The organism is Ruegeria sp. C8, assembly GCF_056537565.1.
On the sequence record NZ_JBQFRV010000002.1, the window covers coordinates 236,442 to 258,280 of the forward strand.

The 21,839-nt window shown below is 59.9% G+C and carries 19 protein-coding genes; 11 read left to right on the forward strand and 8 right to left on the reverse strand.

The features are described 5' to 3' along the window. The first annotated feature begins 5 nt into the window (after positions 1 to 5). From gltS to glmM, 7 genes are all read left to right on the forward strand, one after another. Complete coding sequence (gltS, locus tag ACR0KL_RS04805; RefSeq protein WP_480776683.1) at positions 6 to 1,217, forward strand: sodium/glutamate symporter; 1,212 nt, start codon at positions 6 to 8, stop codon at positions 1,215 to 1,217. A 9-nt stretch (positions 1,218 to 1,226) separates the two neighbouring features. Then, entirely contained in the window at positions 1,227 to 3,446 is a 2,220-nt protein-coding gene (gene glyS / locus ACR0KL_RS04810; protein ID WP_480776684.1) for a glycine--tRNA ligase subunit beta, read from the forward strand. Positions 3,447 to 3,514: 68 nt separating this feature from the next. Then, entirely contained in the window at positions 3,515 to 6,076 is a 2,562-nt protein-coding gene (locus ACR0KL_RS04815) for a pyruvate, phosphate dikinase (protein ID WP_170677606.1), read from the forward strand. 186 nt (positions 6,077 to 6,262) lie between these two features. Further along, on the forward strand, positions 6,263 to 6,904 hold the full coding sequence (locus tag ACR0KL_RS04820) for a cell wall hydrolase (RefSeq protein WP_170677608.1): 642 nt from the start codon (positions 6,263 to 6,265) through the stop codon (positions 6,902 to 6,904). A 164-nt stretch (positions 6,905 to 7,068) separates the two neighbouring features. Then, complete coding sequence (locus tag ACR0KL_RS04825; protein ID WP_170470064.1) at positions 7,069 to 7,989, forward strand: dihydroneopterin aldolase; 921 nt, start codon at positions 7,069 to 7,071, stop codon at positions 7,987 to 7,989. Further along, positions 7,986 to 8,984, forward strand: a complete 999-nt coding sequence (gene folP / locus ACR0KL_RS04830) for a dihydropteroate synthase (protein WP_170677610.1) — start codon at positions 7,986 to 7,988, stop codon at positions 8,982 to 8,984. Before ACR0KL_RS04825 ends, folP begins: the two co-directional genes overlap by 4 nt. Before the next feature lie 34 nt (positions 8,985 to 9,018). Then, positions 9,019 to 10,362 carry a phosphoglucosamine mutase gene (glmM, locus tag ACR0KL_RS04835; RefSeq protein ID WP_170677612.1) on the forward strand — a complete coding sequence of 448 codons (1,344 nt, stop codon included), beginning with the start codon at positions 9,019 to 9,021 and terminating at the stop codon, positions 10,360 to 10,362. On the opposite strand, the gene ACR0KL_RS04840 is transcribed toward glmM, so the two are convergent. Beyond that, positions 10,359 to 11,261, reverse strand: a complete 903-nt coding sequence (locus ACR0KL_RS04840; RefSeq protein WP_480776685.1) for a DMT family transporter — start codon at positions 11,259 to 11,261, stop codon at positions 10,359 to 10,361. The genes glmM and ACR0KL_RS04840 overlap by 4 nt on opposite strands. Positions 11,262 to 11,384: 123 nt before the next feature. Beyond that, positions 11,385 to 12,407, reverse strand: a complete 1,023-nt coding sequence (ilvC, locus tag ACR0KL_RS04845; RefSeq protein ID WP_170677616.1) for a ketol-acid reductoisomerase — start codon at positions 12,405 to 12,407, stop codon at positions 11,385 to 11,387. Positions 12,408 to 12,538: 131 nt separating this feature from the next. On the opposite strand from ilvC, the gene ACR0KL_RS04850 reads away from it, so the two are divergent. Next, positions 12,539 to 12,994, forward strand: coding sequence for an Lrp/AsnC family transcriptional regulator (locus tag ACR0KL_RS04850; RefSeq protein WP_170677618.1), 456 nt, complete (start codon positions 12,539 to 12,541; stop codon positions 12,992 to 12,994). Continuing rightward, positions 12,991 to 13,449 (forward strand): Lrp/AsnC family transcriptional regulator, encoded by a 459-nt coding sequence (locus tag ACR0KL_RS04855; RefSeq protein ID WP_170677619.1) that lies wholly within the window; start codon positions 12,991 to 12,993, stop codon positions 13,447 to 13,449. The genes ACR0KL_RS04850 and ACR0KL_RS04855 overlap by 4 nt, the downstream gene beginning before the upstream one ends. 6 nt (positions 13,450 to 13,455) lie before the next feature. Here the strand turns inward: ACR0KL_RS04855 and ACR0KL_RS04860 are convergent, their stop codons facing one another. Further along, positions 13,456 to 14,157 (reverse strand): GntR family transcriptional regulator, encoded by a 702-nt coding sequence (locus tag ACR0KL_RS04860; protein WP_170642218.1) that lies wholly within the window; start codon positions 14,155 to 14,157, stop codon positions 13,456 to 13,458. Between the two features lie 231 nt (positions 14,158 to 14,388). Between ACR0KL_RS04860 and ACR0KL_RS04865 the strand changes: the two genes are divergently transcribed. After that, the gene (locus ACR0KL_RS04865; protein ID WP_170677621.1) at positions 14,389 to 15,516 is read left to right on the forward strand and encodes an aminotransferase class V-fold PLP-dependent enzyme; all 1,128 of its coding nucleotides are present in this window, start codon (positions 14,389 to 14,391) and stop codon (positions 15,514 to 15,516) included. Between the two features lie 11 nt (positions 15,517 to 15,527). Here ACR0KL_RS04865 and ACR0KL_RS04870 read toward each other — a convergent pair whose 3' ends face one another. The 3 genes from ACR0KL_RS04870 to ACR0KL_RS04880 form a co-directional block, all read right to left on the reverse strand. After that, positions 15,528 to 16,724, reverse strand: a complete 1,197-nt coding sequence (locus tag ACR0KL_RS04870) for a UbiH/UbiF family hydroxylase (protein WP_480776686.1) — start codon at positions 16,722 to 16,724, stop codon at positions 15,528 to 15,530. Between the two features lie 73 nt (positions 16,725 to 16,797). Then, positions 16,798 to 17,046: a hypothetical protein gene (locus ACR0KL_RS04875; protein WP_170470040.1), complete on the reverse strand. Its 249-nt coding sequence runs from the start codon at positions 17,044 to 17,046 to the stop codon at positions 16,798 to 16,800. Between the two features lie 86 nt (positions 17,047 to 17,132). After that, the gene (locus ACR0KL_RS04880; RefSeq protein ID WP_170677625.1) at positions 17,133 to 17,777 is read right to left on the reverse strand and encodes a pyrimidine 5'-nucleotidase; all 645 of its coding nucleotides are present in this window, start codon (positions 17,775 to 17,777) and stop codon (positions 17,133 to 17,135) included. A 100-nt stretch (positions 17,778 to 17,877) separates the two neighbouring features. On the opposite strand from ACR0KL_RS04880, the gene ACR0KL_RS04885 reads away from it, so the two are divergent. Further along, positions 17,878 to 18,525, forward strand: a complete 648-nt coding sequence (locus ACR0KL_RS04885) for a GntR family transcriptional regulator (protein WP_170470033.1) — start codon at positions 17,878 to 17,880, stop codon at positions 18,523 to 18,525. 95 nt (positions 18,526 to 18,620) lie between these two features. On the opposite strand, the gene ACR0KL_RS04890 is transcribed toward ACR0KL_RS04885, so the two are convergent. Both ACR0KL_RS04890 and carA read right to left on the reverse strand, forming a co-directional pair. Next, positions 18,621 to 20,504: a glycosyltransferase gene (locus tag ACR0KL_RS04890; protein ID WP_170677627.1), complete on the reverse strand. Its 1,884-nt coding sequence runs from the start codon at positions 20,502 to 20,504 to the stop codon at positions 18,621 to 18,623. A 95-nt stretch (positions 20,505 to 20,599) separates the two neighbouring features. Beyond that, the gene (carA, locus tag ACR0KL_RS04895; RefSeq protein WP_170677629.1) at positions 20,600 to 21,766 is read right to left on the reverse strand and encodes a glutamine-hydrolyzing carbamoyl-phosphate synthase small subunit; all 1,167 of its coding nucleotides are present in this window, start codon (positions 21,764 to 21,766) and stop codon (positions 20,600 to 20,602) included. Positions 21,767 to 21,839: the final 73 nt, after the last annotated feature.

A 21,839-nucleotide genomic window follows, 5' to 3' on the forward strand; every position in this document is an offset into this window, starting at 1 on the left:
CCGCCATGCAGCACGTCGTCGAAATCCCCGAGTTTCTGACGGCGACCTTAGGTTTTGCCGTTTACCTGCTTGGCGCACGGATCAATGATCAAGTCGCCGCACTTCGCAATTTCAACATCCCCGAACCCGTGACCGGAGGGTTGCTGGCTTCGTTTGCCGTTCTGGCGCTGTATCTGATATTCGATCTTGAACTCTCTTTCGAGCTGGGTACGCGGGATTTCCTACTGGTCGTATTTTTTGCCGGGATCGGATTGAATGCACGTCTGTCGGACCTGATTTCGGGCGGCAAGCCGCTGTTTTTGCTTCTGATCCTGACCCTTGTGACGATCGTTATGCAAAACGTGATCGGTGCGGCTGGCGCTTCCATGTTTGGTTATCCGGCGCAGGCGGGTGTTCTGTTCGGCTCGGCGGCGCTGATCGGCGGGCACGGGACCGCAATCGCATGGGCGCCCGAAGTTGCGCGGGCAACAGGGTTGGACAGCGCGACCGAGCTGGGCGTTGCCGTTGCAACGCTAGGTTTGGTTCTGGCCGCCCTGGTTGGTGGACCGATTGCGCGGTTGCTGGTTGAGGGGCGCAATCTCAGCCCCGACCGTCCAGATGAAGGGCCAAGTGTCGGGCTGCCGGACGAAACAGAAGGCAGGGCGCCGGGTATCGACCACCTGTCGATCATGCGTGTTTTATTGCATCTGAACCTCGCGATCATAGCGGGCTATTCTCTGAACGAAGCGATCTCGGCAGCCGGTCTCAAGCTGCCGCTGTTCGTGCCATGTCTGATCATGGGAATCGTCATCGCCAATCTACGTGCCCTAGTGGCTCCGTCGGCCCCACCGGTATCGCGCACGCCATCGCTGGCGTTGATCTCGGAATTCGCCTTGGGCGCGTTTCTGGCCATGTCCCTGATGAGCCTTCAGCTCTGGACCATCGCCGAGCTTGGCATGGCCATTGTCGTCATCATGTCCGCCCAGACCCTGTTCACGGTGGTTTTCGTGCTGTGGGTGCTGTTCCCGGTCATGGGCTCCAACTACCGCGCCGCGGTTCTGGCTGCGGGGTTCGGAGGCTTCGCGTTGGGCGCAACCCCCACCGCTATCGCGAATATGACCGCAGTAACCAAGCGATATGGCCCATCGCCTATTGCCTTTATCGTGCTGCCCCTTGTATCCGCATTCTTTGTGGATATCGCCAATGCCATCGTCATCCAGACGATCGTAAATTTCTAAGGACCGAAAATGCCCGACCTGCTGATCGAACTGTTTTCCGAGGAGATCCCCGCGCGTATGCAGACCCGCGCCGGTGAGGACCTGAAAAAGCGGATCACCGATGGTTTGGTCGAGGCCGGTTTGACCTATGCCTCTGCCGCCGCCCTGACCACGCCGCGCCGCCTGACCTTGGCGGTCGAAGGCCTGCTGGCGGAAAGCCCCACGATCCGTGAGGAACGCAAAGGCCCAAAGGTCGGCGCGCCTGACAAAGCGATCGAAGGTTTTCTGCGCGGTGCAGGTCTGACCCGCGACCAGCTAGAGGAACGCGAAACCCCCAAAGGTGCGGTCTATTTCGCCCAGATCGAAAAGCCCGGACGCCCGGCGGCCGAGATCGTGGCCGAGGTGCTTGAGGCCACGATCCGCAACTTTCCATGGCCCAAGTCGATGCGTTGGGGCTCTGGCCCGATGCGCTGGGTGCGGCCTCTGCACTCGATCCTTTGCATCCTGACCGATGAGACGGGCGCGCAAGTCGTTCCGCTTGAGGTTGAAGGCATCACCTCTGGCGACACGACCGAGGGCCACCGGTTCATGGCTCCGAACCGTTTTGCCGTCACCTCGTTCGAGGATTACGCCGCCAAACTGAAACGCGCCTTCGTGGTCCTGTCGCCCGAGGAACGCGCCGAGCATATCTGGAACGACGCCCAGAACATGGCTTTTGCCGCCGGTCTGGAAGTGGTCGACGACAAAGGCCTGCTGGCCGAGGTCGCTGGTCTGGTCGAATGGCCCGTGGTGCTGATGGGGCAGATCGACGACGAATTCCTCGACCTGCCGCCCGAGGTGCTGCAAACTTCGATGAAAGAGCATCAGAAGTTCTTTTCCGTGAAGAACCCCAAGACAGGCCGGATCGAGCGTTTCATCACCGTCGCCAACCGCGAAACCGCCGACAACGGCGCGACGATTCTGGCCGGGAACCAAAAGGTCCTCTCGGCTCGTCTGGCCGATGCCAAGTTCTTCTGGGAGAACGATCTGCGCGTTGCCAAATCGGACATCGCCCAATGGACCCGCGCGCTGGAGAATGTGACCTTCCACAACAAGCTAGGCACACAGGCGGAACGCATCGAACGCATCGCCGCGCTGGCCCGTGAACTGGCGCCCGTGACCGGAGCGGATGCCGATCAGGCAGAGAAAGCCGCGCGTCTGGCCAAGGCCGATCTGAGCTCTGAAATGGTGTATGAATTCCCCGAACTTCAGGGGCTTATGGGTCGCTACTACATCGAAGCCGCAGGCGAAGACGCCGCTGTGGCCGCTGTGGCACAGGACCACTACTCGCCGCTTGGCCCGTCAGATGACGTGCCGACCACGTCGCTTTCGGTGACCGTGGCGCTGGCCGACAAGCTGGACACGCTAACCGGGTTCTGGGCGATTAATGAGAAGCCGACCGGTTCGAAAGACCCGTTTGCTCTGCGTCGTGCCGCATTGGGTGTAACTCGATTGATACTCGAAAACGATCTGCGGCTGTCTTTGGATCGGTTCTTTGACAGCCAACTGATACGAGCAGAAAGCGCAATCAATGAGGCACTGCCGGAAGCCAATGTTCTTGATCTGTTGGAAGAAATCGCAGAACGAGGTGTCTTTGGTGCTGCATTCCAGACAGTTAGAGATCGAGTAGATGATTTGCCTGCGGCAGGTTTTCTTGAACTTGAGAAAAAGGTCCCAGACGCATCTGACGATCTTCTGTCGTTTTTCCACGACCGCCTTAAAGTCTTCCTCCGTGATGAGGGCATCCGTCACGACGTCATCGACGCCTGTATTGCGATGGACGGCAATGATGACCTCAACCTACTGGTCAAACGCGCCCGCGCACTGAACGCGGTGATCGCGACCGAGGATGGGGAAAACCTCGTGCAGGGGTTCAAGCGGGCCAACAACATCCTGACGCAGGCCGAAGAGAAGGACGGGGTCGAATACTCCTACGGTGCGGATGTGAAATTCGCCGAGACGGACAGCGAAAAGACTCTGTTCTCGGCGCTTGACGCGGCGCAGGAGCAGATTGATCCGGCGCTCAGGGCCGAGGATTTCCCAATCGCCATGGCGGCCATGGCCGCGCTGCGTGGGCCGGTGGATGCGTTCTTTGAGGATGTGCAGGTCAATACCGACAATGACATCCTCCGCCGCAACCGTCTGAACTTGCTCAGCCAGATCCGCACGGTCTGTTCCAGCGTTGCCGATCTGACCAAGATCGAAGGCTAAAGGCCCGGGCGCGCGGATTTGCGCGCCCAGATCACCCTTGCGCGACGGGCGCATGGGCCTATGCTGCGGTGAAACCAAAAGGTGCCGCAGTGCAGAATAATCCGCATACCACACTCATCACGTCCACCGCGCCCGTTGCCCCGCACACCCATGGGGGGCGGGCAAAGTGCCTGCAACGTCTGGTCCGGTTGGAGATGCCGGTGCCGCGCACGGTCGCGTTGTCTTTTGACGCGGTGCAGCGCATCGCCGAAGGACAAATCCCCGATCTGGCGGCGATCCTTGAGCAATTCGAGCCGACGGCCTTGTTGTGTGTGCGCCCCAGTTCCGAGGACCCTGATTGGGGCGGCCCCGGTGCGGTTCTGAATATCGGCATGAACGAAGCGCGGTTTGCCGAGCTGTCGAACTCGATGGGTGATGAGCCTGCCGCAGCCATGTATCTGCGCTTTGTGCAAAGCTATGCGATACATGTGGCGCGTCTGGATGCGGATGTGTTTGACGAGATCGACGAGGATGGTGTCGCGGGGTTGAAGCGCACTCTGCACGCCTATGAGGATGAGACCGATGAGGTTTTCCCCGAGGATCGTGGTGAGCAGTTGATTGGCGTTCTGCGCTCGATGGCGCGAGCGTGGGATGGCACCTCGGCGCGCCTGTTGCGTCAGGCCAAAGGGGCACCGGCCGATGCCGGGCTAGGGCTGGTCATCCAAGAGATGATCCCAGGCGTCGGGCAGGGCGAATGCGGCTCGGGTGTGTTGCAGCTGGTGGATCCGACCACCGGTATGCCTCAGATCACCGGCCGTTATTTGAGCCAGAGCCAGGGGCGGGATGCGTTGGGCGAAGACGTCTCGGCGCTTTATCTTGAGAAAGACCCGCGGGGACCGTCTCTGGAAGAAGTGGCGCCCAACGCATTTGCTGATTTGAAAGCCCAGGCCGCTTTGATGCGCGAGAAGCTGCGCGAGGAAATGCAGGTCGAATTCGTGATCCAGAACGGCAGTGTGCATATTCTGGACGGCGTGCGTGTTCAGCGGACTTCGCGCGCGGCGATGCGGATTGCGGTGCGGCTGGCTGAAGACGGTATCATCCCGCCACAAGAGGCGGTGATGCGCGTGGACCCTCATGCCCTGAACGAGCTGCTGCACCGGCAGGTTCACCCCGAGGCCGAGCGGGATGTGCTGACCACCGCGATTGGCGCAAGTCCGGGGGCGTCGACCGGCAAGATCGTGTTTACGGCCGCCGAGGCGCAAGCCAGCGCCGCACGGGGTGAGGCCTGTGTTCTGGTGCGCCGCGAAACCTCGCCCGAGGATGTGCGGGGCATGCATGCCGCCGTTGCCGTTCTGACCGAAAAGGGCGGTATGACCAGCCATGCCGCCGTGATTGGGCGGGGTTTGGGGCTGCCCTGTATCGTCGGCGCGTCTGAAATGCGGTTCCAGACCAAGAAAAAAATGCTGACGACTCCGGATGGGCGGGTGTTCAAGACCGGTGATATTCTGACGATTGACGGAAGCTCGGGGCAGGTTCTGGCGGGGCAACCCGAGATGCTCGAGGCCGCACTGGACGACTGTTTCCAGACTCTCATGGGCTGGGCGGATGCCGAGCGGGACATCGAAATCCGCGCCAATGCCGATACCCCTGCAGATGCGCAGACCGCGCGGAACTTTCAGGCGCAGGGCATCGGCCTGTGCCGGACCGAGCACATGTTCTTTGATCCCGGCCGCTTGATCGTGATGCGCGAGATGATCTTTGCGCAGACCTCCTCGGGCCGGGCTGCCGTGTTGGAGCGTTTGCTGCCCATGCAGCGCGACGATTTCGTGCAGCTTTTCCGTATCATGGAAGGGCAGCCGGTCTGCATTCGTCTGTTTGACCCGCCGCTGCACGAATTCCTGCCCACCACCCGCGGTGGCCAGCGCGAACTGGCCGAAGCGCTGGATCTGCCTGTCTCGGATGTGGAGCGTCGTGTCTCCGCAATGACCGAATACAACCCGATGCTGGGTCTGCGCGGGGTTCGCCTGGGCGTTACGGTGCCCGAAATCTACGACATGCAGGCCCGCGCGATCTTTGAAGCTACGCTGGAGGCCCGCAAGAACGGCGCGCCGGTCGTGCCTGAGGTGATGATCCCGCTGGTTTCGGCCAAGCGAGAGGTCGAGCTGGTCAAATCCCGCATCGACTCGGTGGCGGCCGCAGTAGCAGCGGAGCAGGGGCAAGAGTTCGAATACCGCCTCGGCGTGATGGTCGAAACACCGCGCGCCTGCCTGCGTGCTGAAGAGATTGCGCCCAACACCGCCTTCTTAAGCTTCGGAACCAACGACCTGACCCAGATGACCTATGGTCTTTCACGCGACGACGCGGGGCGTTTCATGTCGGCCTATGTCCGGCAGGGGGTCTTCACCGAGGACCCGTTCCATGTTTTGGACGCGGACGGGGTTGGCGAATTGCTCAAGCTCGGGTCTGAGAGGGGGCGCGCGGCCCAACCCGATGTGACCCTTTCAGTCTGCGGAGAACACGGCGGAAACCCCGAATCAATCGCCATTTGCCGCGATCTTGGCTTTGACTATGTGTCCTGCTCTCCGTTCCGGGTACCGGTCGCTCGGCTGGCTGCCGCTCAACTGGCGATTTCGTCCAGACTTGGGGGTTGACAGCAGCATGAAACCCAATGATTAGTGGTCAATAAGCGAACTTGTGGCGGAATTGTTTTTCTCCACGAGCGAAATTCCACTTGTATTTGCCTCTGATCTGGACCTTTGCGCAAGACTGCGCTAAATGCCTCGTCGCGCCCGCCGGGGGAGGGTTTGGCGCGTGAAGTGCCTGTGCGAGGTTATCTGATGCTACGTTACATAATGGCTGTTGCCACATTGGCGGCAACCGTGCTGCCGAGTGCGTCCTACGCTGAGAGGGAAGCTACGGATGCCAACAAGAAAGAACTGGTTGCCCGCAGTGAATTGCCGGCTCAGAGCTTTCGGGATTATCTGAAATTGTTCCAGCCGCGCAAAGTGGTGGAACCGATCAAAGTGTCCTATTCCAAGGATTGGCTGGACCAACAGCCCAAAGCGTCCGGAGATGAAGGCTGGAAATGCCTGTCAGAGGCGCTGTATTTTGAAGCCCGCGGCGAAAGCGTGCGCGGTCAGTTTGCAGTGGCCGAGGTTATACTGAACCGGGTCAAGAGCAGCCGCTTTCCTGACAGCCTTTGCGGTGTGATCCGTCAGGGGACCGGTAAAAAGTACCAGTGCCAGTTCACCTATACATGTGATGGCCGCAAGGAAGTGATCCACGAGAAGAAAGCCTTTGAGCGTGTCTCGAAAGTCGCCCGCGCGGCGATGGATGGCGTTGCCAAAGAGCTGACCGAAGGGGCGACCCACTATCATACCACTGCGGTCCGCCCGTCTTGGGCGCGGGTTTATAAACAGACGGCGAAGATTGGTGTTCACATCTTCTACCGTCACAATTACCGCACTGCGAGCAACTGAGGCAGGTCTGGCGCTGCGTCTTGAATTCAAGGCGCAGCGTATACCATTGCACGCAAAAAAAAGCGTCGAAATCAGCGGTTGGAATGGCGTTTGTATGAATGCTATAGGCCCTCGAAACGCCTAGACTGGGCGAAAGTTTCAACGAGCCCAAGAAGGCCTGACCCATGAGTTCTGAAATCCGCCTCGCTTTCGCGCACCCCTCTGAACGGTCCGAGGCGACCTCGCCCAGAGGGCCTTTGGATCGCATCTCGCTCCGTGATCATACTGTCGAGGTTGAGATCGGTGCCTTTCAGGCCGAACGCGGCACAACCCAGCGTATCTGCTTTAATATCGTGGTTGAGGTGCGTCCGCTGACCTCGGATATTGACGATGATGTGGATCGTATCCTGTCCTATGACCGAGTGACCGAAGCAATTGCCTATGAACTGGCGGCCGAGCGTCTGAATCTATTGGAAACGCTGGCCGAACGTGTGGCCGAACGTATCCTGCTGGAGCCGCAAGCGGTTCGAGTGTTTGTCCGGATCGAAAAGCTGGATCGTGGCCCCGGTGCGCTCGGGGTCGAGATAGTGCGCGGCAAGGATGCCGTGCATCACGACGTCGTCGAAGAGGAACGCCCTCATCCACGTCTTGTTTATCTATCGAATGAGGCGATGGCCTCGGATAACCTGACCGGCTGGATCGATCAGTTGGAAAACCGTCAGCGTCCCTTGATCCTGTGTGTCGGGGCCTCGGACCTTCCGGTGCCGCAGACCGGTCACGCCATGACGCAGCGCCGTATCGACCTTTTGTCGATCGAACAGAACGCGTGGGTTCTGGCCGCGCGCGATCATCGCTGCGTGGTTGTTTCGACCCGGACCGAACTGGATTGGGCGATGAAGAACGGCCAGATTTGCGTCTGGGCCCCGTCAAAGATCGTTTTGGATGCTGTCGATGGCCCCTCGGCCGCGCCATCCGACGCGGTTGCGCTGGCGGCATGGTTTGCCGCCACCTTTGAGGCCAGCGAGATGATGGTGATCGGAGGCGCATTGCCGAAAGAGCCGAAAACGCCGCTGCGTGCAGTGGCCATTGATCAGGCACAATTGTGAGCCGCTACTACCGACCGCTAGTTCAGCACGGTACGGCTCGTCCGGATGAAGCGGTGCCTCTGGCCGGGCAGTCGCTCTGGTTCACTCATGCCGAAGAGCTTTCACGCGATGGAGCGTCTCAGGTCGTAGCCGCAGCGGATATCCCCGCGGATGTGCTACAGCGTCTCAGCCGCCCGCGCGCGGCCATGTCCGGTTTGGATATGACGCGTCCACATATCATGGGCATCCTGAACACAACGCCTGACAGCTTCTCGGACGGTGGCATCCACAGCTCGGTCGAGGCGGCGCGGGCAGGGGCCATTGAGATGGTTTCGCACGGCGCCACGATTCTGGATATCGGCGGAGAATCCACTCGTCCCGGAGCAGATTTTGTGCCCGCAGACGAAGAGATCACCCGGACCCGCCCGGTGATCGAAGCGATCCGGGCTGAGACCAACGCCCTGATCTCAATCGACACACGCAAGACCGCTGTAGCCGAAGCGGCCTGTGAGGCCGGGGCGGGGCTAGTCAATGACGTATCGGGCTTCACGTACGACCCGGAGCTTGCGCCGTTCTGCGCAGGGCTGGGCGCGCCGGTCTGCGTCATGCATATGCAGGGCGATCCCGCGACAATGCAGGACAACCCGGTCTATGAAAACGTCGTGCTGGATGTCTACGATTTTCTGGCCGGTCAGATCGAACGGCTTGAGGCGTTGGGCCTGAACCGGGATCTGATCATCGTCGATCCGGGCATCGGTTTCGGCAAGACCGAGGATCACAATCTGGCCCTGCTGCGTAACTTGAGCCTGTTCCACGGTTTGGGTTGCCCGCTTCTACTGGGCGTCTCGCGCAAGGGCTTTATCGGCTCCATCGGGCAGGAGCCGCGAAAAACCGCGCGCGCGCCGGGGTCAATCGCGGTTGCTCTGGACGGATTGTCCCAGGGCGTGCAGATCATTCGGGTCCATGACGTGGCTGAGACAGCTCAGGCCTTGCGCCTATGGGCTGCCGTCCGTTAATCCGGTCACAAGCAGATTTTACGGAGAGTCGACTATGCGCAAGCTGTTCGGAACTGACGGTGTGCGAGGCACAGCCAATACGCATCCGATGACAGCAGAAATGGCCTTGCGCATAGGTGCGGCGGTCGGGCGCTATTTCCGGCGCGACACGACCGGAGTTCACCGCGTGGTCATCGGCAAGGATACGCGCCTGTCCGGCTATATGCTGGAAAACGCGCTGACGGCGGGTTTGACTTCGACCGGTATGAACGTATTACTGTTGGGTCCGGTTCCGACCCCTGCGGTGGGTCTGATGACCCAATCCATGCGTGCGGATCTGGGGGTTATGATCTCGGCCAGCCACAATCCGGCGGAAGATAACGGCATCAAGTTCTTCGGGCCTGACGGATATAAACTCTCAGATCAGGCCGAGCTTGAGATCGAGCGTTTGATCGAAGAAGGCGTCAACTCCGCTAAGGCGCAGAATATCGGGCGTGCCCGTCGGGTTGATGACGCGCGGTTCCGTTATGGGGAGCGGGTCAAATCCTCGCTTCCGCGCGATGTGCGTCTGGATGGTTTGAAAGTGGTGATCGACTGCGCCAATGGGGCAGCCCATCGCACGGCGCCCGAGGTCCTATGGGAGCTTGGTGCCGAAGTCATCCCGATGGGCGTGTCGCCGGACGGCAAGAACATCAATCTCGAATGTGGTTCAACCAAGCCGCGCGTGGCTGCGGAAACCGTTGTGTCGCATGGCGCGGATGTGGGTATCTGCCTCGATGGCGATGCAGATCGGGTCGTCGTGATTGACGAAAACGGTAAGGTCGCCGATGGCGATCAGCTGATGGCTTTGTTGGCCGGGGCGTGGGCGCGGGCCGAACAGCTACGTGGCGGTGCTTTGGTGGCGACAGTCATGTCCAACCTCGGGTTGGAGCGGCATCTGCAAGGGCAAGGCCTGCGGCTGGAGAGGACGGCAGTTGGCGATCGCTATGTCGTGGAACGGATGCGGCAGGGCGGCTTCAACCTTGGCGGCGAGCAATCCGGCCATATCGTCATGAGCGACTATGCCACAACCGGTGATGGTCTGATGGCGGGGCTGCATTTCCTGTCCGAGATGGTTCTGAGCGGACGCAAAGCCTCGGAGCTTGCGCAGCAGTTTGAAACGGTGCCTCAGTTGTTGAAGAACGTGCGCTATCAACAGGGTCAATTGCCGCTTGAGGTCGCCAGTGTGCAAGCCGCGATTGCCGATGCCGAGGCGCGCCTGAACGGGCAGGGTCGTCTGCTGATCCGCAAGTCAGGGACCGAGCCTCTGATCCGTGTCATGGCTGAATGCGAGGATGCCACCCTGCTGACGCAGGTGGTTGATGGCATTGTCGCCGAGGTTGAAGCAGCGGCGTCCTAGCGCCCGATTAGAGCTTTGCGCAGGCTGAACCACTGGCTGATGGCCATGCCCGTCAGGATCAGGGTCAGCGCGATGTAGAATCGCAGGGGCAGGGCCTCGGACAGGATCCACGCTCCGAAAACCATCGACCAGACGGGGACCTGATAGTTCACGAGGGTCAAAAACACCGACCCTGCGCTGCGCGTGATGGACACGCGCAAGAGGTTCGCCAAGGCCGTTGGCACTAGGCCCAAGACGATCAGCGCCAGAGTAGGGCGGGTGCCTTGCCAGTCGGGCACCCCCTCGGTCATCAGCATGATCGGCAGCAGCAGCGCCGCGCCCACCAGCAATGTCAGGGCTGCCAGCGCAACCGGATCAACCGGAGGGCACCGCCGCGTCAGGATGGATGAAACCGCATAGCACAGTGCCGCCGTGATGCAGGCCATTTGCGCAAGTGGTTCGGTTCCTTGGCCTAGTTGCAAAAGCCCCGGACCGATCAGGACCAACGCGCCAGAAAACCCAAGACAAACCCCAAGAAATCGACGCAGATTGAGCGGTTCGTCCGAGAAGAAATGCGCCAGTGGCAGCACCATCAAGGGGATGGCCGCCATAGACAGGCCCGCAAAGGCCGATGGTACGAATTGCTGCCCCCAACTCAGCAGCATGAATGGTATCGCGGTGGACAGCGCGCCGATCAGGATGATTGAGCCGCCGAGTGTCGGGGTGAGCGTTGGAAACCGGCGTCCGGTGATCCGCATCAGCAAGAGCAGTGTCAAAGCGCCAAGCGTGGTGCGGGATGTTGCAACCGTGATAGGGCCATACCCCTCAAGTGCCATGGCCACGACCATGAATGTACCGCCCCAGATAAGGCCAAGCGAGAAGACGCCGATCCAATCCTGTTTTGTGGGCTGGGACACCATGTTGGCACCTGTGGAATAAGGTAAAAATCGCCTTTGATCAGTCGTTTATGGGCTGAGATTTAAGCGGGTGCAAATGAAAAAGGGCGGCCAAGCGGGCCGCCCTTTCGCCGACGGTTGCCGGGCTTAGTTCTTTTCTTTGTCGACCATTTTGCCGGCCGAGATCCAGGGCATCATGGCGCGCAGTTTCGCACCGGTTTCCTCGATCATGTGCTCGTCATTGGCACGGCGCGACGCTTTGATGGTCGGCTGGCCAACGGCGTTTTCCAGCATGAAGTCACGAACGAATTTACCCTGCTGGATGTCGTTCAGAACTTCCTTCATACGCGCTTTGGTCTCGTCGTATTTCAGGATACGCGGACCGGTGACGTACTGGCCGTACTCAGCCGTGTTCGAGATCGAGTAATCCATGTTAGCGATGCCGCCTTCATAGATCAGGTCAACGATCAGCTTCACTTCGTGCAGACACTCGAAGTAAGCCATCTCGGGCGCGTAGCCCGCTTCGACCAGAGTTTCAAAGCCGCAGCGGATCAGCTCTACCAGGCCACCGCACAGAACGGCTTGTTCGCCGAACAGGTCGGTTTCACACTCTTCACGGAAGTTGGTCTCGATGATGCCCGAGCGGCCGCCACCGATGGCCGAGCAGTAGGACAGGCCGATTTCCAGTGCTTTGCCGGTTGCGTCGTTGTTGACGGCAACAAGGCAAGGCACGCCGCCGCCTTTGGTGTATTCGCCACGCACGGTGTGGCCGGGGCCTTTGGGGGCCATCATGATGACGTCGACGCCTTTTTTCGGCTCGATCAGGCCGAAATGGACGTTCAGGCCGTGCGCGAATGCAATGGCCGAGCCCGGCTTGATGTTGTCATGAACGTATTTCTTGTAGGTCTCAGCCTGCAATTCGTCGGGCATGGTGAACATGATGACGTCGCACCATGCGGCCGCTTCGGCGATACCCATGACCTGCAGGCCTTCACCTTCGGCTTTCTTGGCCGAGGGCGAGCCTTCGCGCAGGGCGACGACCAGGTTCTTCGCACCCGAGTCGCGCAGGTTCAGCGCGTGCGCGTGGCCTTGCGAGCCATAGCCCAGGATGGCCACTTTTTTGTCTTTGATCAGGTTGATGTCGCAATCGCGATCGTAGTAGACGCGCATTTCGCTGGTCCTTTCTGTTTCGATTGCTGTGCTTTTAGCCTGAGCCTTTGGTATTGGCGATAGGGTTGAGATTGAGTATTTGTAAAAAAGATGAAGAATAATTCTCTGAATTGTGGAAACGTGAAAAAATCATGCTTGATGATGTTGATCGGCGGATACTGCGCCATTTTCAGGCGGAGCCAAGCCTGACAACGGCCGAACTTGCCGAACGGTGCCGTATCAGTTCGGGTGTCTGCTGGCGACGGATGGAAAAAATGCAGGCGGCAGGGGTGATCGAAGGCCAAGAGGCCGTGATCGACTGGGCCGCCTTGGGCTACGCCGTCGAGGTCTCGTTGAGGATCACGCTGGACAAGACGCAGGCTCGGGCATTTGATGAATTCACCGCGGCCGCGCGCGAGGTTGCCGAGGTGATCGAAATTCAGACCTTCCTTGGCCGCGTGGATGTGCGCCTTTCGGTACTAGCGCGGGATATGGCCCACTATCAGCAGGTCTATCGGGACCGCATTCTGACCCTGCCGCATATTGCCGATATCGAAGCATTAATGCACATCGCGCGCCTCAAACGGGATGAGGTGCTGCCAGTATGATCGAGCTGGATGAGATCGACCGCAAGATCCTGCGCGCGCTGGTTCAGGACGCAACCCAAAGCGCCGGCGCGCTTGGGCGTCGTCTGGATCTGTCGCAACCCGCCACATGGCGGCGAATTCGCCGGCTGGAAGAGGAAGGCGTGATCAAGGGCCGTCGACTACGCCTGAATGCCGAGGCTATAGGATTCGGCGTCACCGTCTTCCTAGGCGTTAAACTGGCGCGCAAAGGGCAGGTGAGCCTTGAGGATTTCGAGCGCGCCGTCAGCGCCATCCCCGAGGTACAGACCGTAGAGCATGTTCTGGGGTTATACGATTACCGTCTGCGCGTGGTGGCGCGAGATCTGTCGGATTTCGAACGGGTCCTGCGGCGGCGGATCATGACCCTTCCGGGTGCCGGTGATGTCGAGGCAAATGTCTTGCTCAGCGAAGAACGTTTGCCCGGACCGATCGGCTGAACGGGATCAGTACTTGGTGCGGATGCAGAAGCCCGGATGATGCGTCATCCTCGCGAAGGTCAGGGGCTTTTCATCCTTCCAGGTTGTGCGCTCCAATTGAATCATCGACGTGCCTGCGGTGGTGCCCATGAACTCGGCCAATCGGCTGTCGGCTGACACGGCGCAAAAGGCGACCTCGGCATCGGTGAACGGTGCTGCATTCAACAGCCATTCGTGCGGGCCATTGTCACTCAGGTCGGCCTCCTCGACTTCGGGCGCAGTATCTAGGTTGATCCAGCGCTCTTCCAGCTGAAATGGCCTGTTGTCGGCGTAGTGCATGCAAATGACGTGCAGGATGCGTGCATCTGGCGCTACGCTGAGTTGCGATGCCAGCCAGCCGGGGCTAGTGACAACGTTGCGCTCGACCAGAGCATAGCGATACGCCGCGTTCTGGTTCTCAACCACCTGACGAGTCAGCGAAAACTCCAGTTTGGCATGTTTGCTGGGCTCTTTCTTGACGCGTGTTCCGCTTTTGCGTTTGCGTTCGACGACTCCCTGATCAGCCAGTTCGCGCAGGGCGCGGTTAACGGTCGCGCGGGCGCAATTGAATTCTTCCGCCAGCTGGGTCTCGGTCGGCAGCAATGATCCCTGAGGCCAAATTCGGCTTTCGATCCTGCGCTTTACCTCATCTCGAACACTCTGAAAGCTGATCCGCTTATTTGCAGTCACGGGTTCTAATTTCCCTTCGTTTTAAAAGTGTATGCATCTGGGCAGAAGCACGCAGAAGTGTAAAGGGTATGTGATACTAGTTGGCGTCAATACTAAAATATTGGTGCGTATGAGGGTTAATTTTTACTGAAAAACAAAGATGACTTTGCGTCACCTTTTCGTCGGAAATGCGCTTTACCCGAAATGATAATGTGTTGAAGGTGCCGTCAACACTGATTGAAAGGACATCAAATGCCCGCCTTGCTGGATTCCATCGACCCAAATGGCCTCGAAGAATTTTCGGTTGTGTTCACGGACCGATCCCTGAATCACATGTCAACGAGCTTTCAGCAGGTGATGCGCGATATCTCGGGCATGCTGAAACAGGTCTACAATGCGGATGGCGTCGCCATCATCCCCGGTGGTGGCACCTATGGGATGGAGGCCGTGGCCCGTCAATTTGCCCGTGATGCCAATGTCTTGGTGGTGCGCAACGGGTGGTTTTCCTACCGTTGGAGCCAGATCATCGAAAACGGCGCGCTGACCGGATCGGTCACGGTGATGAAGGCGCGTGAGACCGGCAATGACAGCCCTTCGCCGTTTGCGCCCGCACCGATCGACGATGTGGTTGCGGCGATCCGCGAGCAGCGCCCGGATGTTGTGTTTGCCCCGCATGTGGAAACTTCGGCCGGGGTGATTCTTCCGGATGACTATGTCTCGGCCATGGCTGCAGCTGCGCATGAGATCGGCGCGCTGATGGTTCTGGATTGCATCGCGTCTGGCTGCGTGTGGGTCGACATGAAGGCGACCGGTGTGGACGTGCTGATTTCAGCCCCACAGAAAGGCTGGAGCGCGTCACCTTGTGCTGGTTTGGTCATGCTGTCTGAACAAGCCGAGGCGCGGTTGCAGGACACTCAGTCCGACAGCTTTGCCATCGACCTCAAGAAGTGGCGGCAGATCATGCAGGCCTATGAGGACGGCGGTCACGCCTATCACGCAACCATGCCAACCGACGCGCTGCGCGCGTTTCGTGATACCATGGCCGAGACGCAGGACTACGGCTTTGAAAAACTGCGCGAGGCGCAATGGGCCTTGGGCAATGGCGTGCGCGCGATGCTGAAGGACAAGGGCATCGTTTCAGTCGCGGCCGAGGGCTTTGGCGCTCCGGGCGTCGTGGTCAGCTATACCGCCGATCCCGAGATCCAGAACGGCAAGAAATTCGCCGCTTTGGGGATGCAGATCGCGGCTGGCGTGCCTCTGCAATGTGATGAGCCTGCCGGTTTCAGCACGTTCCGGTTGGGTCTGTTCGGTCTAGACAAGCTCTATGACGTCGATGGCACGATTGCGCGTTTGAAGCGCGTGTTGGATCAGGTTCTGTAAGCCACTGGGCCTCAGCGCATACCGAGGCCCATCTGCATCAACGTCTTGCGTACCGGCGCCATGGAATAAAGCGCGTTGAGGCCCATGGCGCGTGCATCCCTCAGGGGCCGCGCCTCAAGCATAGAGGTGCGGTTCAGAAGGTCGATGCCTTTGACCCGCAGTTCGATCTCGGTATGGCGGGCTTTGTGGTAGGCCTCAAGCATCTGTGCGTCGCCCAGACCTTCTGGCCGGGCCTGTGCGAGGTCCAGCAGAGTACGCAGATCGCCCAATGACATGTTCAGACCCTGCGCGCCGATGGGCGGCACGACGTGGGCGGCTTCGGCCATCAGGGCAATACGTTCACCCGACAACCGTTCGGTGGATTGGCTGATGATCGGCCAGATCGTGCGGCGTGAGGCCAGCTTCAAAGGTCCGAACAACCCGCAGGAGCGTTCCGTCATCGCGGCCTCAAAGGCCTCGGCGTCGAGGTTCAGCAACTCGACCGCGCGCGGACCGCGCTCCATCCAGACAATGGCCGAGGACGGCTGACCCTGCCAATCGGGCAAGGGCACCAAGGTGAATGGCCCGCCAGAACGGTGGATCTCGGTCGAGACATTCTCATGCGCGATTGGGTGTGTCACCGCAAAGGCAAGGGCCTTTTGACCGTAACGCGTGGTGTGAACGGAAATCCCCGCGGCTTCGCGCATCGGTGAGTTGCGCCCGTCTGCGGCGATCACCAGTTTGCATCGGATACGGGTGCCGTCGCTCAGACCCACACGGGCCTCGGCGGTGCGGGTGAACAGGCTGACCGTCGCGGTGCCGGGGCGGAAATCGACATTGGGCAGTTCCGACAGGCGTGCGACCATCTCGCGCCGCAGCAGCCAGTTGGGCAGGTTCCAGCCAAAGGGTTGCTCGGAGATATCCGAGGCGTTGAAATCCCGCACAACGCGCGGTTCGGGAATGTCTCCGCCCGCGTCCACGATCCGCATGACTTGCAGCGGTGCGGCGTGGCTGTCCAGCCTGTCCCACACTCCGCATTGTTCCAGCAAAATGCGGGAGGGTTGCAGAAACGCTGTGGTCCGCAGGTCAGAGCCATCCACGTCGCGTTCGGTGATCGGCGGTGTCGGGTCCACGCACACCACGTTGAACCCAGCGGCGCCAAATGCGGCGGCAGCGGTCAGGCCGGCGATGCCGCCGCCGGAAATCAGGATGTTACAGCTGTCAGTCATGGCGCATTCTCCGTTCCCGGCAAAACCTAGTTCGGTTCCCGGCGGTGCGCCAAGCGACATCCTGTCCCGCGTGTTAGCCGCGTGAAATCAGGATGAGGACCAAAAACATCACCGGAACCATCATCAATGCAGGGATGTATAGGCCCGGCAGACCAAACAGCAATGCCGAACAGCCCCACATGCTGACAATCGCAGCGGCGGTATAGCCCAGATCCTCGGGGCGGCCATCGGCCACGTCGCGGGCCATCCAGCCAAAGAGGGGAATTGCAAAGAGAAGGCGCTGCCAAATCGGCAGGCGCTGCGGCATCATTGTCGCGGTCATCGGGGTCTCCGTTCTGTTCGTCGCAGACCGGCATATAGGGATGATTTTGCAGCTGCAGAATATACAGATCGTCGCAGTGTGACAGCCTATCGCAGGCGGGCGAGGAAGGCGGTCAGATCGTCGGTATGATGGTGGATATGATCGGCATCATGCGGGTCGGGTGCGACGTGAACCGTGCGCATTCCCATCTCATGCGGGGCGGCCAGATTGCGGGGATCGTCTTCGAACATCGCGGCCGTTTCGGCTGTGATTCCGTCCTGCGCAAAGATTGCCTCGAACGCGGCCTTTTCGGGTTTGGGACGATATCCGGCATGCTCGACCCCGTAGATGGCATCAAACAGACCGCTCAGCCCGCGCGCTTCAAGGACACGTTCGGCATAAGGCGCGCTGCCATTGGTGTAGACGATGCGGCGACCGGGCAGGGCGCGGATATGGTCAGCCAGTTCGGCGTCTGGGTCCATGTGGCTCATATCGACTTGGTGAACCGCATGCAGGTAAGGGTCGGGGTCCAGATCATGCTCGGCCATCAAACCAGCCAAAGTGGTTCCGTATTCACGCCAGTAGTGCCCGCGCAAACGGTCAGCCTCCACCCGGTCGACGCCGATGGCTTGCACGACGTAATCCGTCATCAACACCTCGATCTGATCGAACAGGCGCATCTGTGGCGGGTAGAGGGTGTTGTCCAGATCGAACACCCATTGCGTGACGTGGCTGAAGGACGGTTTAACCATGCCTTGGGTGTAGGGCGCTGCGGGCGGGTTTTCAATGCCGCACTTGATTGCAGACGGTCAGGACGGATAGACAGGTTCGAACGAGGAGACCAATCGCCCCATGCCCCAATCCAGACACCCCAGCAAAGACGCGTATACGCTGATACTCGACGCTATTGATGTCGGTATCTACAAGCCCGGAGATCGTCTGGTCGAAAGCGAATTGGCCGAGCGGTTCGGTGTGTCCCGCACCCCCATTCGCGAGGCGCTGCAACGTCTTGAAACGCAGTCTCTGTTGGAACGGGACGGGCGGTCGCTGATCGTGGCCTCCCTGAACCACAACCAAATGGCCGAACTTTACATTGTCCGGCGCGAGTTGGAGGGGTTGGCCGCAAGCCTCGCTGCTAAACATGCGACCGAGGAAGAAATTCGCGTGTTGCAGGAGATGGTCGCCGAGGATGATGCGCTGGTCGATGATCCGGCGGCGTTGTCGCGGGCGAATCGACGGTTTCATGAGCAGATCCATTTGGCGTCGCACAACCGCTATCTGGTGCAACAACTGGACCTTGTGCATCGGACCATGGCGTTGATGGCGACCACGTCTCTGGCGGCGCAAGGGCGCAGTGAAATCGCGCAGAGCGAACATAAGGGTATCGTCGAAGCCATCGCTGCGCGCGACGAAGAGGGCGCGGCGAAAGCGCTGAAAGAGCATATCTCGGTCGCGTTCATGACCCGGCTGAAGCAAGATGCGATCCGGCGCGACGGCTAAAGCGTTTTGCGTTTTTCTCAGGTAGAGTTATCGAAATGCGCGTTCGACCGTAGGGAGAGGCAGCGTATTTCGATCCAAATCAAACGCAAAGCGATCTAGGCGTCCTGCGGCGGCAGGTCCTCAGAGGCCTGCCCGTGCTGGGTTTTGTCCCAGAAGAACGGTTTTGCGGCCAGTTCCCACAGCGCTTTGTAAGCCGCCACGACCCCGAGCGGGAAATAAAGGATCATCGTAGGGACCCAGGGTAGCAGGAACCGTCGCTCTTTCGCCCAGACGGCGATGACGCCGATGATGAAGTTCAACGCTTCTGCGGCCAAAAACAGCCAGATCAGGGTTTTGAAGGTCTGCATCGGGATCACCTGGAGGAACGGGTTGTTCAGCCCCAGCGTGGTGAGCCAGAACATCCACAAGACGGGGGCCAGCAAAAACTGCCCGACCGTACCCATGAAAAACGCCTGAATGCCGATGAATTTCAGCGGCCCCAGATCCCGCAGCAGGCGCAGCGGCGCGCGCATATGGACAAGGTAGGTGACCATGAACCCTTTGAGCCAGCGCGAGCGTTGCTTGACCCACGGCCAGGCGCGAAAGTTGGCCTCTTCAAAGGTGGCGGTGTTCACGATCTCGGTCCGGTAGCCGGCGCGGCAGAGGCGAACGCCCAGATCGGCATCCTCGGTTACGTTGTGGGCGTCCCATCCGCCAAGCTCCAGCAGCTTGTCGCGGCGAAAGAAAAAGGTCGTGCCGCCCAGAGGGATCACGAACCCTAGTTTGGCGATCCCCGGGAGAATGACGCGGAACCAGCTGTTGTATTCGATGGTAAAGCAGCGAGAGCGCCAGTTGGTGCGCGGGTTGTAGTAATCCAGCGCGCCTTGAAGGCAGACAACTTCGGGCGCGGCTTGCGTGAAGTGATCAACGACCCGCTCAATTTGGTCGGGTTGGGGGGCATCTTCGGCATCCCAGACGCCCAGAATTTCGCCCCGACAGAAATCCAAAGCGTAGTTCATGGCGCGAGGTTTGGTGGTCAGTCCGTTTAGTTCGGGCACTTCGACAGTGCGGATCCAACTGGGCAGGTCAACCTTTGACAATGTATCTCGCGTGACATCGTCCTTTTCCTCCAGCACCAAAATCACGTCTAACAGCGCCTTGGGGTAGGTCAAGCGTTGAAGGCGACGGATCAGCGCTCCTGCGATCTCACGCTCTTTGTACAAAGGAACCATGATCGACACGCAGGGTTGTCGCAGAGCGGTCACCGGTGAAGAGGGGGCGGGCTGCGGGCGCAGCCTTTGGTGGGCAAAAGCCAAGAGGCCTGAGAACCGCATGATCATGAACAACAGCAGCGACACCACAGCCGCCGTCGCCAGAATGGCCATTCCCGTCAACGGAAACGAAACGAAAGCCAGCAACGCCAGCACCACTATGCTCGCGCTGCGGGTCCGGCTCCAAGCGGTCCAGGTACGGCAGCTTTGATCCTTGGTCACGCGGGCCTCGGCATTTTGAGCCAACTGGTCGGAGAAGATCTGGGCTATCGAGCAGTCGATCTGATCGGCAGCGGCGACAACCGGAACGATGGTCAAGTCGCAGCCCGCCATTTCGGCGGACACAGTGGCAAAGCGATCCGGGCGCGCGGTGGCGACAAACAGAAATGGACCGATCCGCAACCACGGGATCACATTGTGCCGCAACCAGAACTCCATCGGTTTGAGAGTGCTTAGCTCGGCCGACGGCGGGGTTTGGGCCAGGTCGGCGATCTGCAGATTGGTTTGCGCGGACAAAGCGGCCAGAACATCCTTGCGGCTGGCCCAGCCTTCGCTCACCAGAATTTCTCCGAGCGGAGCGTTCTGGCGGACCTGAAGGTCCAACGCGTGATCCAACTGGTCCTGCGTGATCACTCCGGCATCAACCAGACATGCCCCTACGGGTTTGCGAAGCTCAGGCGACGGGATCGGATCTGTTGCTGAGATTTGTTGTGCGTTCAAATCAACCATAAAAGAAAAAACCCCGACGCCTTTTGTTGGCGTCAGGGTTGAACGACTAAGGTTAACGCGCGGTTAACTCTGATAAACACACGGAATTTTGGTGTTTATGCCTGTGCTTTTGCGTCCGCCATTGCGCTGGAAAAACGCTCGAACAGATAGAAACTGTCCTGCGGTCCGGGGGAGGCCTCGGGGTGGTATTGAACCGAATACACCGGGCGGTCGGTCATACGGATGCCGCAGTTGGAGCCGTCAAACAACGAACGGTGCGTTTCAACCACGCCGTCGGGCAGCGACTGCGCGTCGACCGCAAATCCGTGGTTCATCGAGGTGATCTCGACCTTGCCGGTTTCCAGATCCTTGACCGGGTGGTTCGCGCCGTGGTGGCCGTGGTTCATCTTGACGGTCTGCCCGCCAAGCGCCAAGGCCAGCATCTGGTGACCGAGGCAAATACCGAACACCGGCAGCTTGGTGGTGTCGAGGATCTCCTTGATCATCGGTACGGCATATTCGCCTGTGGCCGCCGGATCGCCGGGGCCGTTGGACAGGAACACGCCATCAGGCTCATGGGCCAGAACCTCGGCCGCTGTCGCGGTTGCTGGCAGAACGGTCACGTCACATCCGGCCGACGCCAGGCAGCGCAGGATGTTGCGCTTTGCGCCAAAATCAAGGGCGACAACCTTGTGGGCAGGGGCCTCTTGCCGCTGGTAGCCGTCTGGCCAGGCCCAACGCATCTCATCCCAGCGGTAGCTTTGGGCGCAGGTGACGTCTTTCGCGAGATCCATCCCTTCAAGCCCGGCAAAGCCGCGTGCGGCTGACACCAGCGCTTCGATATCGAAGTTACCTTCGGGGTCGTGGGCCAATGCGACATGCGGCGCACCCTGCTGGCGGATTGCGCGGGTAAGGCGGCGGGTGTCGATGCCACCGATCGCGATACGGCCACGACGCTCCAGCCAGCCCTTCAGCTCTTCAGCCGAGCGCCAGTTTGACGGCTCTGTCGGGTCCCATTTGACGACCATGCCCGCAGCCACCGGATCGCCGGTTTCGTCGTCTTCAGGGTTCACGCCGACATTGCCGATATGCGGGAAAGTGAAGGTGACAATCTGCCCGGCATAGGAGGGGTCGGTCATGATCTCTTGATAACCGGTCATGGCAGTGTTGAAGCACAGCTCGGCCACGGTCTGTCCGGTGGCGCCGAAGCCCATTCCGTAGAACAAAGTTCCGTCGGCCAAAGCCAGACATGCGGTGGGCTTGGACGGGGCGTTCTGGGCCATGGCGCAACTCTCCTGCAGGTAAATCGGCGCATACCTAAGGGGGTTATACGTTCGGGTCAAGTCTGATCATTTT

What these genes read in the sequence shown, in the direction of transcription:
- ACR0KL_RS04890 (WP_170677627.1), bottom strand. Translation starts at nt 20,504, where the DNA reads ATGGTTGATTTGAACGCACAACAAATCTCAGCAACAGATCCGATCCCG.
- ACR0KL_RS04870 (WP_480776686.1), bottom strand. Translation starts at nt 16,724, where the DNA reads ATGACTGACAGCTGTAACATCCTGATTTCCGGCGGCGGCATCGCCGGC.
- ACR0KL_RS04840 (WP_480776685.1), bottom strand. Translation starts at nt 11,261, where the DNA reads ATGGTGTCCCAGCCCACAAAACAGGATTGGATCGGCGTCTTCTCGCTT.
- ACR0KL_RS04880 (WP_170677625.1), bottom strand. Translation starts at nt 17,777, where the DNA reads ATGGTTAAACCGTCCTTCAGCCACGTCACGCAATGGGTGTTCGATCTG.
- ACR0KL_RS04875 (WP_170470040.1), bottom strand. Translation starts at nt 17,046, where the DNA reads ATGACCGCGACAATGATGCCGCAGCGCCTGCCGATTTGGCAGCGCCTT.
- carA (WP_170677629.1), bottom strand. Translation starts at nt 21,766, where the DNA reads ATGGCCCAGAACGCCCCGTCCAAGCCCACCGCATGTCTGGCTTTGGCC.
- ilvC (WP_170677616.1), bottom strand. Translation starts at nt 12,407, where the DNA reads ATGCGCGTCTACTACGATCGCGATTGCGACATCAACCTGATCAAAGAC.
- ACR0KL_RS04855 (WP_170677619.1), top strand. Translation starts at nt 12,991, where the DNA reads ATGATCGAGCTGGATGAGATCGACCGCAAGATCCTGCGCGCGCTGGTT.
- glyS (WP_480776684.1), top strand. Translation starts at nt 1,227, where the DNA reads ATGCCCGACCTGCTGATCGAACTGTTTTCCGAGGAGATCCCCGCGCGT.
- ACR0KL_RS04850 (WP_170677618.1), top strand. Translation starts at nt 12,539, where the DNA reads ATGCTTGATGATGTTGATCGGCGGATACTGCGCCATTTTCAGGCGGAG.
- ACR0KL_RS04865 (WP_170677621.1), top strand. Translation starts at nt 14,389, where the DNA reads ATGCCCGCCTTGCTGGATTCCATCGACCCAAATGGCCTCGAAGAATTT.
- ACR0KL_RS04825 (WP_170470064.1), top strand. Translation starts at nt 7,069, where the DNA reads ATGAGTTCTGAAATCCGCCTCGCTTTCGCGCACCCCTCTGAACGGTCC.
- ACR0KL_RS04820 (WP_170677608.1), top strand. Translation starts at nt 6,263, where the DNA reads ATGCTACGTTACATAATGGCTGTTGCCACATTGGCGGCAACCGTGCTG.
- ACR0KL_RS04885 (WP_170470033.1), top strand. Translation starts at nt 17,878, where the DNA reads ATGCCCCAATCCAGACACCCCAGCAAAGACGCGTATACGCTGATACTC.
- gltS (WP_480776683.1), top strand. Translation starts at nt 6, where the DNA reads ATGCAGCACGTCGTCGAAATCCCCGAGTTTCTGACGGCGACCTTAGGT.
- glmM (WP_170677612.1), top strand. Translation starts at nt 9,019, where the DNA reads ATGCGCAAGCTGTTCGGAACTGACGGTGTGCGAGGCACAGCCAATACG.